The organism is Geminicoccus roseus DSM 18922 (genome assembly GCF_000427665.1).
GTDB lineage: Bacteria > Pseudomonadota > Alphaproteobacteria > Geminicoccales > Geminicoccaceae > Geminicoccus > Geminicoccus roseus.
Genome location: NZ_KE386572.1, coordinates 1,687,434 through 1,699,332, shown reverse-complemented (window position 1 = coordinate 1,699,332; position 11,899 = coordinate 1,687,434). Strand labels below are relative to the sequence as shown.

General features: G+C 71.9%; 11 protein-coding genes. 4 read left to right on the top strand and 7 right to left on the bottom strand.

Annotated features, from left to right (window positions below; translation table 11 throughout):
- Nucleotides 1-3: 3 nt before the first annotated feature.
- The 3 genes from GEMRO_RS0109120 to GEMRO_RS32555 all read right to left on the bottom strand — a co-directional run bounded on the left by GEMRO_RS0109120 (nucleotide 4) and on the right by GEMRO_RS32555 (nucleotide 2,265).
- A complete protein-coding gene (locus GEMRO_RS0109120; RefSeq protein ID WP_035485000.1) occupies nucleotides 4-597 on the bottom strand; it encodes a DsbA family protein in 594 nt (197 codons plus the stop codon).
- A gap of 85 nt (nucleotides 598-682) precedes the next feature.
- Nucleotides 683-1,786, bottom strand: coding sequence for a tetratricopeptide repeat protein (locus GEMRO_RS0109115; protein ID WP_169728348.1), 1,104 nt, complete (start codon nucleotides 1,784-1,786; stop codon nucleotides 683-685).
- A complete protein-coding gene (locus GEMRO_RS32555; protein WP_205624937.1) occupies nucleotides 1,783-2,265 on the bottom strand; it encodes a DUF721 domain-containing protein in 483 nt (160 codons plus the stop codon). The genes GEMRO_RS0109115 and GEMRO_RS32555 overlap by 4 nt, the downstream gene beginning before the upstream one ends.
- A 142-nt stretch (nucleotides 2,266-2,407) precedes the next feature.
- On the opposite strand from GEMRO_RS32555, the gene GEMRO_RS0109105 reads away from it, so the two are divergent.
- Both GEMRO_RS0109105 and GEMRO_RS0109100 read left to right on the top strand, forming a co-directional pair.
- Complete coding sequence (locus GEMRO_RS0109105; RefSeq protein WP_027133734.1) at nucleotides 2,408-3,490, top strand: A/G-specific adenine glycosylase; 1,083 nt, start codon at nucleotides 2,408-2,410, stop codon at nucleotides 3,488-3,490.
- Nucleotides 3,487-5,487: an AsmA family protein gene (locus tag GEMRO_RS0109100; protein ID WP_084506743.1), complete on the top strand. Its 2,001-nt coding sequence runs from the start codon at nucleotides 3,487-3,489 to the stop codon at nucleotides 5,485-5,487. The genes GEMRO_RS0109105 and GEMRO_RS0109100 overlap by 4 nt, the downstream gene beginning before the upstream one ends.
- Here GEMRO_RS0109100 and GEMRO_RS0109095 read toward each other — a convergent pair.
- Nucleotides 5,481-5,828 carry a YraN family protein gene (locus tag GEMRO_RS0109095; RefSeq protein WP_027133732.1) on the bottom strand — a complete coding sequence of 116 codons (348 nt, stop codon included), beginning with the start codon at nucleotides 5,826-5,828 and terminating at the stop codon, nucleotides 5,481-5,483. The genes GEMRO_RS0109100 and GEMRO_RS0109095 overlap by 7 nt on opposite strands.
- On the bottom strand, nucleotides 5,825-6,724 hold the full coding sequence (gene rsmI, locus GEMRO_RS28620) for a 16S rRNA (cytidine(1402)-2'-O)-methyltransferase (protein ID WP_051328873.1): 900 nt from the start codon (nucleotides 6,722-6,724) through the stop codon (nucleotides 5,825-5,827). Before rsmI ends, GEMRO_RS0109095 begins: the two co-directional genes overlap by 4 nt.
- A gap of 37 nt (nucleotides 6,725-6,761) precedes the next feature.
- On the opposite strand from rsmI, the gene GEMRO_RS28615 reads away from it, so the two are divergent.
- Nucleotides 6,762-7,979, top strand: coding sequence for a penicillin-binding protein activator (locus tag GEMRO_RS28615; RefSeq protein WP_051328872.1), 1,218 nt, complete (start codon nucleotides 6,762-6,764; stop codon nucleotides 7,977-7,979).
- Between the two features lie 117 nt (nucleotides 7,980-8,096).
- Nucleotides 8,097-9,923, top strand: a complete 1,827-nt coding sequence (locus GEMRO_RS32550; RefSeq protein WP_027133731.1) for a diguanylate cyclase domain-containing protein — start codon at nucleotides 8,097-8,099, stop codon at nucleotides 9,921-9,923.
- A 34-nt stretch (nucleotides 9,924-9,957) separates the two neighbouring features.
- On the opposite strand, the gene GEMRO_RS0109075 is transcribed toward GEMRO_RS32550, so the two are convergent.
- Both GEMRO_RS0109075 and GEMRO_RS0109070 read right to left on the bottom strand, forming a co-directional pair.
- Nucleotides 9,958-10,707 (bottom strand): SDR family oxidoreductase, encoded by a 750-nt coding sequence (locus GEMRO_RS0109075; RefSeq protein ID WP_035484997.1) that lies wholly within the window; start codon nucleotides 10,705-10,707, stop codon nucleotides 9,958-9,960.
- Nucleotides 10,704-11,819, bottom strand: coding sequence for a tetratricopeptide repeat protein (locus GEMRO_RS0109070; protein WP_027133729.1), 1,116 nt, complete (start codon nucleotides 11,817-11,819; stop codon nucleotides 10,704-10,706). Before GEMRO_RS0109070 ends, GEMRO_RS0109075 begins: the two co-directional genes overlap by 4 nt.
- Nucleotides 11,820-11,899: the final 80 nt, after the last annotated feature.

Genomic DNA, 11,899 nt, shown 5'->3' with positions numbered 1-11,899 from the left:
CGCTCAGTTCACCAGCGGCTCGAGGATCTCGGTGAACCCGTCGATGCCCGCATTCCCGGCATAGAGCTTGCCGTTGATCAGGAAGCTCGGGGTGGACTGGATCGAGTGTTCCTGCTCGGCGTCCAGGCGCATCTGCAGGATCGAATCACCGAGTTCCTTGTCGGCGAGGCAGGCATCGATCCGCTCGTCGCTCAGCCCGCCGACCTTGGCGAGCTGGCGCAGCGACGCCTGGGGATCCTCGGCGACCGCCCAGCGATCCTGGCTCTGGAAGAAGGCGGACAGGAAGGTCGGTCCCCGTTCCGGCCCGGCGCAGCGGGCCAGGATGGCAGCCGTCAGCGCGGCCTCGTCCAGCGGGAAGTCGCGGTAGATCAGCTTCACCTTGCCGGTGTCGATGTACTTCTCTTTCAGCTTCGGCAGCGTCTCGTTGTGGAAGGACGCGCAGTGCGGGCAGGTCAGGGAAGCGTACTCGACCATCGTGACCGGCGCGTCCGGCGAGCCGATCACGAATTCCGGCGCCGTTTCCGCCTGGGCGGGACGCAGGCCGACCAGGCAGCAGGCGGCGACACCGGCGAGCAGCAGCGTGCGACGATCCGTCATGACATCTCCAGGCTATCGAGCGGCAGGAAGCGCTGCGCGCGCTCCGTCTATTCCATAATCGGCAGGCGAGCGGAAGACGAGCGGTTCACGTTCCAGGCGTGAGGCTCGCCCGCTGCATGGCCCAGGCATCGGCGGCCGCACGCGCCTCCGCCCGCTGCGAATCGCTCAAGGCGGCGGTCAGCCGGTCCAGGCGCTCGGGCGCACGGGGATGGCCGTTGCGCGCCGCCAGGAGGTACCAGCGATAGGCGGCGACCTGGTCGCGCGGGCCGAGCCGGCCCCGGTCGTAGAGGTCGGCCAGCTTGTACATCGCCTTCTCGTCGCCGACGCCCGCCGCGCGCTCGTACCAGACCGCCGCCTGCGCCGGATCGGTCGGCCAGGCGGAGGTGTCGGAATAGAGGTCGCCCAGCCTGGCATAGGCGCGCACGTCGCCCGCGTCGGCGGCACGCTCGAACAGTTCCACCGCCCGGGCCTTGTCGACGGTCACGCCGTCGCCGTCGGCATAGCGCTTGCCGATGGTGAACAGCGACTGGGCGTCGTCGTTCTGGCCGGCCAGCTCGTAGTAGCGCAGGGCCTGCTCGGCATTGACGTCCACGCCGGCCTCGCCGCGCTCGAACATCCGGGCGAGCTTCACGTAGCTGCTGACCCGGCCCGCCTGGGCGGACTGGGTGTACCAGTAGACGGCATAGTCGCCGTTCTGGCCGACGCCGCGGCCCTCGCGGTAGAGGTCGCCCATCCATTCCTGGGCCTGGGCGTCGCCTGCCTCGGCGCGCGGCTCGATCAGAGTGCGGGCGCGGTCGTAATATTTCGCGGCTTCCACCAGGTCGCGCGGCACGCCGCCCTCGCCCAGGTAGAGCAGGTTGGCCAGCCGCAGCTGCGCGTCGATCAGGTCGTCCTCGGAAGCCTGCCGGTAGAGATCCAGGGCGCGCGCCCGGTCGGTCGGGGTAGCGTCCGGGCCATCCTCCATGACGCGGGCATATTCGTAGAGCACCACCGGGTCGCCGCTCTCGGCAAGCTCGGCATAGGCCGCGAGGGCCGCCGTGCGGTCGCCGCTGTCGGCGAGGCTGCGGGCGTGCTCCAGGTCGGCGGGCGCCACGGAGGGAGCGGTGATCCCGGACAGGCCCGGGATGTTGCCGGCGCAGGCGGACAGCGCCAGGACCGCCAGCAGGAGCGGCAGGGCGAACAATCTCAACGGCGGCCTCCCTGCTCGGCCAGGACGGCGCATCCCAGCCGGACCAGGGCCGCCGCCAGCTGCGGATCGGCGACCGACCTGGTGCCTTCCTGAATCCGGCCGAGTTGCTCGGGGTTCGGAGCGGCGCGCGGCGCCTGGCGCCGGCGCTGGACCGGCTTGATCGGCGGCGCCTGCACGATCCGCAGGCGGGCCACGGCGCCGAAGCCGTAATGGCCATTCACCCGCTCGACTACCTGCCGCTCGGAAAACTGCAGGTCGAGGGCTGCGGACGCCGCCGCATGCAGCACCAGCGTGCCGCCGCTCTGCCGGCCGGGCGGAAAGGTCAGCCGGACCGGCTGGCAACGCGTGGCCAGCCGCTCGCCCACGACCAGCGGCCAGTCCGCGATGAGGGTCGTCGCCGCCAGGCCGCGCCGGCGGGCTGCCGGCCCGATCACCGCATCGACATACTCGCTCAGGCTATGGCTCTTGCGCAGCCGCACGTCAGCTCCGTCGGTGGGGGGTCCGGGCATGGCCGCCATGCCCCGTGGCCATCATAGCGCTCTGGCTCGACGGGTTGGAGCATGCCACAGCGAATGCGACAGGAAAAAGCAGGAGTTGGGCTGCTTGGGTCTCGAAATTCGCATGGACGCATCATCGGTGCCGGTAGCACCCCTGCCGGACCTGCTGGCCTGGTACGACCGGGCCCGACGCACGCTGCCCTGGCGGGCCCTGCCCGGCGCACGGATGGATGCCTGGGCGGTGCTGGTCAGCGAGATCATGCTGCAGCAGACGACCGTGGCCACCGTGAAGGGCCGCTTCTCCGCCTTCCTGGACCGCTTCCCTACTCCCCCGGCATTGGCGGCCGCGTCCATGGACGAGGTGCTGCATGCCTGGCAGGGCCTGGGATATTACCGGCGCGCCCGGGCGCTCAAGGCGTGCGCCGACGCGCTGACCGCGGAGCATGGCGGCGCGGTGCCGCCCGACCTGACGACCCTGCTGCAGCTTCCGGGGCTTGGCCCCTACACCGCCCGGGCCGTTGCCGCGATTGCATTCGGCCAGCCGGTGGTGCCGGTCGACGCGAACGTGGCACGGGTGCTGGGCCGCCTGATCGGGCTGGAGCTTCCGCCTGCCGGGGCGGCGCGCCAGCTGCAGGCTGCCGCCGACACGCTGGCCGATCCGGCACGGCCGGACGACGTGGCCCAGGCCCTAATGGAGCTTGGCGCCCTGGTCTGCACGCCGCGGGCCCCTTCCTGCCTGCTCTGCCCGTGGCAGGAGCATTGCGCCGCCTTCGCGTCGGGCCAGCCGGAGCTTTATCCGGGACGGCCGGTGAAGAAGGAACGGGAGGTCCGCTTCGCGGTCGCCTTTGTCCTGGAGCGGTCCGACGGGGCGATCCTGTTCCGCCGCAGGCCGGACAGCGGGATCCTGGCGGGCATGATGGAGATCCCTTCCACCCCCTGGCAGCCGGCCCCTCCGGACGAGGCGGAGATACGCCGGGCGGCGTCTGGCGAGGCCCACTGGGAAGCCCTGCCCGGCGAAGTCCGCCACCTCTTCACCCATCTGGACCTGTCGATACGGCTTCTGCGTGGTAGGTTGAGGGGGACAGGCGCCGGCGGTATCTGGGCCGCGCCTGAAGAATTCGGGGAGCTGGCGCTGCCGACCCTCACGGTCAAGCTCCTCCGCCATGCACGCGTCTGGCCAGGTGCCGGCAGCAAGGGATCGCGATGATGCGCATACTCCTGATCGTCCTGGGCGTCGTGGGGCTCCTGCTGGTCGCCGTGGTCCTGGCGCCGTTCCTGGTGCCCCGAGACTGGCTGGTGGCGAAGGTCTCCGAAGTGGTCCGCGACGCGACCGGCCGCCCGTTCGCGGTGGAAGGCGATGTGTCGCTGTCGCTGATCCCGACCCCACGCCTGGTCGCCGAGGGGATCCGGTTCGGCGAGGACGAAACGCCCCTTCTGCAGGTCGAACGGCTGGAGGCCGTGGTCGCGGCGCTGCCACTCCTGAGCGGGACGATCGAGGTGCAGCGCTTCGTCGTGGACGCGCCGGTGGCCAACCTGCGGGTCAACGAGAACGGCGAGGGCAACTGGCAGATGTCCCCGGGGGAGGAGCAGCCCGGCCAAGGGGAGGAGAGCGGCTCCGGCGGCGGCCTCGGTGGCCTGCCCGACCTGGCGCTGGGGGAGGTGCGGGTCGTGGACGGTGTGGTCGACTACGCCAACGCGCAGTCCGGCATGACCGAGCGGGTCGAGAACATCAACCTCGACCTGAAGGCGGACGACCTGCAGGGCCCGGGCTCGCTGACCGGCAGCGCCGATGTCCGGGGCGAGACGGTCGAACTGGACCTCTTGGTGCAGAAGGTCGGCGACCTGATTGCGCAGATGAGCAGCCCCGGCAGCGTCAAGCTAACCGGGCCGATCAATGCCAGCATGGAAGGCATCCTGTCCGCGACCCCCTCGGGGACGGTACGGGTCGAGATGCCCGACATGGGCAAGGCCCTGAACTGGCTGGAGGTGGACGTCCCGGCAGCGGCGCCCATGCCGACGCAGCTGGTCGTGTCGGGCAAGCTGGACGTCGACGGCCAGACCGTCAGCTTCAGCGATGCCGAGATCGGCAGCGACCTGCTCCAGGCAAGCGGCGATATCCGGTTCGACGGCAGCGGAGAGCGGCCGAAGCTCAGCGGCACCCTGACCACCGGGGTGATCGAGCTTGCGAAGCTGATGCCGGGCGACAGCGCGCCCGAGCCGGCGGCAGCACCCGCCGATGCGCCGGCGGCGGGCTCCGACCCGGCGCCGCAGGCGCAGGCGCAGGAGAGCAGCCCGGCGGGGCCGATCCCGATGGACATGCCCCTGAACGTGCCAACCTCCCTGCCGGTCGACCTGGACATGACGGTCAGCGCCAAGGGGATCCAGGCGCCGCAGGTGACGGTCGGCCCAACCCGGCTGCACGCCACCTCCGGGGCCAACCACGTGCTGCTCGACCTGCAGGAGATGCAGGCCTACAGCGGCAAGATCACCGGCCGCGCGAACACGGCGGCCGACGCGGACGGTGTGCCCAGGCTCGCGGTCAAGCTGTCCGGGTCGGGGCTGCAGGTGGCCCGGCTCCTGAAGGACCTCGCGGACGAGGAGCGGCTGGACGGGCGGGTGGCCCTGAACCTGGACGTCACCGGCGACGGCCGCACCGTCGGCAGCCTCCTGGGCGGCCTGGACGGCAAGGCCGACGTGAAGCTGCTGAACGGCACATTGCAGGGCTTCGACCTGTCGAAACTTTCCGGCAATCCAGTCGAGATCGCGGCTGCCCTCGCCCAGGGCGGCCTGCGGGGCGGCAGCACCCAGATCGGGCGCGCCGGCGCCAGCTTCAACATCGCCAACGGCATCGCGACCACCGACGACATCTCGGTGCAGACGCCGGTGGCCCAGGTCACCGGCAGCGGCCGGCTGAACCTTGGCGAGCAGCGGATCGAGACCATGCGGCTCATCCCGGCCGCGTCCAAGGGGCAGGGCGGCGACTTCGGCAACCTGCCGATGGTGCCGGTGCTGATCTCCGGCCCGTTCGCCTCACCGAACGTCAGCATCGACGTGGACGCGGCGCTGCGCGAGCTGGCGAAGGATCCGGAAACCGTCAACAAGGTCATCGACCAGGTCAACAAGCTGGGCGGCGGCAAGGACGGCGAGGGGCTGATCCCCAAGGATGCCGGCAAGCTGCTGGAGGGCCTGCTGGGCGGTCAGTGATCCGCCTGGACATGGACGAGGTGCAGGGGCAGCCGCCAGGGCCGCACCACGATCAGGTCGAAGCGCAGCGTCTGCTCCGGGCCGGCCGGATGGCGGGTCAGCCAGAACTCGGCGGCGCGCCGCAGCCGGCGCTGCTGCCGGGGCTGCAGCGCCTCCAGGCCGGCGGCCGAGTTCGGCCTTGCCTTCACCTCGACAAAGGCCACCGTCCGGCCCCGCTTCGCCACCAGGTCGATCTCGCCGACCGGGCAGCGGAAGCGGTGCTCCAGGATCCGCCAGCCCTGGAGCCGCAGCCACCAGGCCGCCCAGGCCTCGGCCCGCCGGCCGGTCCGGTCGGCGCTCAAGCGCCGTCGCGGCGGGCGACCCGCCGGTAGACCTCGTTGGCGTCGAGGTTGAAGCGGGCGGCCACGAAACGGGCGGCCTGGCGCGGCGCCATGCTCGCGGCCGCCTCGGCAAAGGCCGCCGCCAGGGTGGCGTCGTCCACGGCGACCGGTCCGGTGGGCGGCGGCCCCACCACCAGCACGATCTCGCCCCGCGGGGCGCCCTGCTCGGCATAATGGCGCGCGAGCTCCGGAAGCGTGCCGCGCACGGTCTCCTCGAACCGCTTGGTCAGCTCGCGACAAACCGCGGCCTGGCGCCCGCCCAGCACCTCGGCCGCATCCTCCAGCGTCTCCGCCACCCGGTGCGGCGCCTCGTAGATCACCAGCGTGCCCGGCACCGGCGCGATCTCGGCAAGCACCGCTCGGCGCGCGGCGCTGCGGGGCGGCAGGAAGCCCTGGAAGAAGAAGCGGTCGGTTGGCAGGCCCGCCACCACCAGGGCCGCCAGCAGCGCCGAGGCACCCGGCACGGGCACGACGTTGCTGCCCTGGGCGATGGCGGCACCCACCAGCTTGAAGCCCGGGTCGGACACCAGGGGCGTGCCGGCGTCGGAGATCAGCGCCAGCCGCGCGCCCTCGGCGAGCCTGGCCAGGATCCGCGGCCGGAGCGCCTCGGCATTGTGCTCGTGATAGGGCTGCATCGGCCGGTTCAGGCCCAGATGGCCCAGCAGCCGCCGCGACACCCGCGCGTCCTCGCACAGGATCCGGTCGACCCCCGCCAGGACCTCGCGGGCGCGGGCAGTGGTGTCGCCCAGGTTGCCGATCGGGGTGGCGACCACATAGAGGCCGGGCGCGAGTTCTCTATTGCCGCTGCTTCCGCTAGCTTCCCCCTCGTCGAACTCGTCCTCCGGTTCGTCCGCCACGTTCGCCCTGTCCTTCCGTGCTCGAGGTTATCGTCGGATGCGTCCAGCCAAGACGACCACGCTTGCCACCACGATCCTGATGGCCGGCATCATGCTCGTTGCGGCCTGTGCGCCGCAACGGCAGGTTCCCTGGCGGCCTGCCGAACCGGCTCCGGCGGCTCCGGTGCCGCCGCCGGAGCCGGTGGGGCCGCCCACCGCCGCGCTGCTGCTGCCGATGAGCGGCCAGGCGGAGGCCGTTGGCCAGGACCTGATGGACGCCGCCCAGATGGCGCTGTTCGACGCCGGCCAGAACCAGCTGGAACTCCTGCCGTTCGATACCGGCAGCGAGCCCGAGGGCGCCACCGTCGCCGCCCGCGCCGCCATCGCAAGCGGCGCCGACGTGATCATCGGTCCGCTGTTCGGCCGCTCCACCGAGGCGATCGCCCCGCTCGCGACCGAGGCCGGGGTGGGCGTCCTGTCCCTTTCCAACGATTCGAGCGTCGCCCGGCCGGGTGTCTGGGTTCTGGGCCTGGAGCCGGAGGAGCAGATCGAGCGGGTGGTCCGATTCGCCGCGCAGAACGGCATCACCCGGATGTCGGCCCTGGCGCCGGCGGACGCCTATGGCAGCAAGGCGATCCAGGCCTTCCAGCAGGCGGTTGCTTCGACCGGCAATGTCCAGCTGGTCGATGTCGCCACCTACCCGCCCACCGAGAGCACCCCGACCGAGGCAGTGCGCCGCATCGCCACGGGCCTGGGTGTCACCGGCGAGCAACCCCGCGTCGAGGTGCCGTCCGCCCCCACCTCGGCGATCCTGATTGCCGATGGCGGCGCGCGGCTGCGGGCGGTCGCCTCGCTGCTGGCCTACCAGGACGTCGACCCGCGCGCGATCAAGCATCTGGGCACGATGCGGTTCGCCGATGATCCGGCGGCGATGGTCGACCCGCAGCTCCAGCAAGCCTGGCTCGCCGGCCCCTCGCCGGAAGGTACCGAGGAGTTCACGCGCCGGTTCCAGGCCATGTTCGGCCGGACGCCCAGCCCGCTGGCGGTGCTGGCCTACGACACCACCGCGATGGTGGCCGGGCTTTCGCGGCTGGGACCGCTGGGACCCGAGCAGTTCCAGGAGAGGCAGGGCTTCCTCGGCCGGGCAGGCGTGTTCCGCCTGCTCCCCGACGGCGGCAGCGAGCGGGGCCTGGCGGTGCTGGAAGTGAACCAGGGAACGCTGCAGGTGGTCGATCCGGCTCCCCGGAGCTTCCCGGAGCAGCTGGCGATCCGCTGATCGCGACTATTTCTTCTGTAGGTTTATTTCGACACAACCTAAATCAACTTACACTTGTGCTGTGCACCTGGCTGCATTACCGAAGTCCCACCCCATCTCCGTGTGTCAGGATGCGGCATGGTTCAGGACAACGGTCCGCGCAACAAGCCGCCAGCCGGGCTCTTCGAGGTTCCGGGCCTTTGGCGCGGTCCGAAGATCCCGGCTCGCGCCGCCAACGTGGCGGGCCTGGCGGCCCGGGTCACCGCCAGCCCGGGCAGCGAGCGGCAGGAAGCGCTGCGGATCCTGCTCCTGGGCGACGATCCGGACACGGTGGAAGCGCTGCGCAGCCTGCTGGAGCGGGCCGGCCCGAACCGGTACGCGTCGCAATGGCTGCCCGAGATCCCGCTCAACTTCCGCGCCGATCCCACGCCCTGCGACGCGGTCGTGGTCGCGACCGATCCGGATCTGAGCCGGGGACTGGCCAGCATCACCGCTTTGCGCGCCGCCGCCTTCCCGTCGCCCGTGCTGCTGGCGGCGGATGGCGTCGATGACGAGGCCGTAGAAAGGGCTGTGGCCTTTGGCGCGGCCGACGTGCTGGAAGCGGCCGACCTGGACCCGCAGACCCTGGACCGGGCGATCCGTACCGCCCTGACCCGCGACGCCCGCGACCGCCGCCTGCACCAGGCCGCCCGGCGCGACGACCTCACCGGCCTCGCGAACCGCGTGTCGTTCCGCGACCGCCTCGACCATGCCCTCACCCTCGCCCGGCGCGGCGGCGGCAAGCTGGCGCTCCTGCAGATCGACCTGAATGGCTTCAAGTCGATCAACGACCGGTTCGGCCATCCGGGCGGCGACGAGCTCCTGCGGCGGATCGGCGAGCGGATCCGCTCGCGGGTGCGCGAGAGCGACACCGTCGCCCGGCTGGGCGGCGACGAGTTCGGCGTGCTGCTGCCGAACATCGTCCGCCCGGAGGACGCCGCCGTGGTGGTGCGCAAGATCCTGGAGGCGATCCGGCCGCCGATCGACCTGGACGGACAGCCGGCGCGCGTGACCGCGAGCATCGGCGTCGCGATCTTTCCCGACCATGCCGAGGACGCGCCGCGGCTGATCCGCCTGGCCGACGCCGCCATGTACCGCGCCAAGCGCGCCGAGGGCAGCGGCTGCTGCTGGCACGACGAGAGCCGGCCGCTGGCCTGTCCGGAGGCGGAGGAACTGGCGGCCGCATTTCCGAGCGGAGCCGTCACCTATGTCCTGCGGCCCCAGGTCGGCCTGGACGCGAACCGCGTCACGGTGGGGCTGCGTCCGGTCTGGCGCCATCCGCGCAACGGCACCCTCGACCTTTTGGCGATGCGCGCGCTGGTGGAGGAAGCCGGCCTGGTCGACCAGCTCACCGAGCGGCTGCTCGCGGGCGCGGTGGCCAAGCTCACCGAGTGGCGCCGCCACGGCTACGACCGGGTCCGGATCTCGATCCCCATGCTGTCACGCCGCAGCCTGGCCTGGGCAGGTCTGGCCGAGCGGATCGCCGGGGATGCTCGGCAGCAGGAGATCCCGCCCGAGCGAATGGAGGTCGAGATCGACGAGCAGGTCCTGATCGAGGACGCCGCCACCGGTGGACAGGGTGCCGCCGCGTTTGCCCGGGCCGGCATTCCCATCGCGGCCGACCAGTTCGGCGCGGGCGCCATGGCGGTCGGCCTGTTCACGATGCTGCAGCCGGCCAGCGTCCGGTTCTGTGCCGAGGCGCTGGACCCGGCCGGGGGTGATGCGAGGCTTGCCTTGTTCCAAGGCGTGGCCGGGCTCGCCCGGCGCATGGGGATCCACACGGTCGCGACCGGAGCCGACGACGCGCAGCGGATGGAGCGGGCCCGCCGGATCGGCGTCGCCGCGGTCGAGACCGGGCTGGGCTACGCGCTGGCCACCGATCTGTGCCTGCCCTGGCTGCAGGTGGCGACCCGCCGGGCGGGCTGATCTCCCAGTTTCTCCGCCGGCACGGGGGCGAGACTCAGGCCAGGTGCATGCCGCCGTCGACCACGAGCATCTGCCCGGTCACCGAGCCGGCCCCGATCAGGTAGCGCAGGGCCGCCACGATCTCCTCGGCGTTCCCGGTCCATCCCAGCGGCGCCCGCTCGGAGAGCCGCTCGAAGGTGGCCTCGTCCATGTCGGGGTCGCGGATCGCGATGCCGGGGCCGATCCCTGCGACCCGGATGCGCGGCGCCAGCTCCCTGGCCAGCATCCGCGTTGCGGTCCACAGCGCGGACTTCGCCAGGGTATAGGACAGGCGACGGCTGGTGGGCCGGAGCACGCGCTGGTCGAGCATGTTGACGACGATGCCCCGCGCATCCTCCGGCATCTGCCGGGCAAAGGCCTGGGTCAGGATCAGGGGGGCCACCAGATCGACCCGCAGCACCGCTTCGACCTGCGCCGCCTGCAGGTCCGAGAGGCGGTCGTCGGGGAAGGTCGCCGCGTTGTTGACCAGCACGCCCAGCGGCCCCAGCCGCTCGCTTGCCCGATTGACCAGCGTTCCGGCGGCCGAGGGATTGCCCAGATCGGCCTCGAGAAGCACCGCCTGACGGCCCAGGGCCCGGATCTCCTGTTCCAGACGGGTGGCGTCCGCATCGGTCCGGCGGACGTGCAGGGCGAGATCGAAGCCGTCCTCGGCCAGGGCCAGCGTCATCGCCCGGCCGAGCCGGCGCGCGGCGCCGGTGACCAGGGCCCGGCGCGGCAGCGCCGGATCGAGGACGGGCCGGTTCACTCGTCCAGATCCAGGAACTCGTGCCAGACGAAGCCCCGTCCGCCGTCCGGGGTGACGATCTCCAGCCAGCTCTCGCGCTGCCCCACCACCTGAACCCGTTCGCCGCGGCCCAGGCTGCCCAGCCGGTTGGCGCGGGTGCTCGGCCCCAGGCGATAGTTGACCGCGCGGCTGGTGACGTAGAAGGCGCCCTCCCGGGCGGGGCCGCCGTCGCTGCTGCCGACCCGCTCCGCGTCCTGCTCGGCGGCGCGCCGCCTGGCGCCGAGCGCGGTCGCCATCTCCATGTCGTGGCGGGCCTCCTCGACCCGCCCCAACGCCTCGAAGGCGCGGCCGCGGTTGAGCCAGGCATCCACGTTGGTGGGGTCCAGCTCGATGGCCCGCCCGTAGTCGATCAGGGCGTTGTCGGTATCGGCCAGCCGCCAGCGGATCGACGCCCGGTTGACATAGGCCGCCGCGAACTCGGGGCGCAGCTGGATCGCCCGGTCGAAGTCGGAGAGCGCGCGCTTGTCGTCGTCCAGGGTCGCCCAGGTGCTGCCACGGGCGTTCCAGGCCGCCGCCATGCCCGGCTGCAGCTCCACGGCGGTGGTCAGGTCCTCGATGGCCTCGACCAGATAGCCCTCCCGCCGGAGCAGGTCGCCGCGGTCGAAAAACGCCTCGGCATAGCGGGGGTCGAGCTCCAGGGCCCGGTTCAGCGCCGCATAGGCCTGGTCGAACTCGCCCTTGTTGTCGAGCAGCACGCCCTTGCGCCGCCAGACCTGCGGCGAGCGCGGGCTGAGCGCCTGGGCCTGCTCGACATCCTCCAGCGCCGCATCGATCCGGCCCAGGTCCTGGCGGATCGCCGCCCGGATCAGCCAGCCGCCGGCATGGTCCGGCTGCAGCTCGATCGCCTCGTCCAGATCGACCAGCGCCTCGTCCACGGCGCCACTTGCCCGGCGTGCGAGCGCCCGGTAGCGCAACAGCTCCGCCCTCGTGGCCCGCGCATCCGGCTTCAGCTCAGTCAGGGCGGTCGTGCAGGCCTCGATCCGGAGCTCGGGATTGCGGGTCTCGGTGCGGCAGGTCTCGATCGATCGCTCCTGCGCTGCGGCCGTACCGGCCAGGAGCAGGACCAGCGTCACGATACCGAGGCTGATATCGCGGCCGATCCGGGCTAGGCTGACTGAGGGCACAAGTGATCGTCCGTCGACATGTTTTCCGC

Bases quoted from the DNA above. Each gene is read 5' to 3' on its own strand.
- GEMRO_RS0109120 (WP_035485000.1), bottom strand. From the start codon at position 597: ATGACGGATCGTCGCACGCTGCTGCTCGCCGGTGTCGCCGCCTGCTGC.
- GEMRO_RS0109105 (WP_027133734.1), top strand. From the start codon at position 2,408: ATGGACGCATCATCGGTGCCGGTAGCACCCCTGCCGGACCTGCTGGCC.
- GEMRO_RS0109100 (WP_084506743.1), top strand. From the start codon at position 3,487: ATGATGCGCATACTCCTGATCGTCCTGGGCGTCGTGGGGCTCCTGCTG.
- GEMRO_RS28615 (WP_051328872.1), top strand. From the start codon at position 6,762: ATGCGTCCAGCCAAGACGACCACGCTTGCCACCACGATCCTGATGGCC.
- GEMRO_RS32550 (WP_027133731.1), top strand. From the start codon at position 8,097: ATGGTTCAGGACAACGGTCCGCGCAACAAGCCGCCAGCCGGGCTCTTC.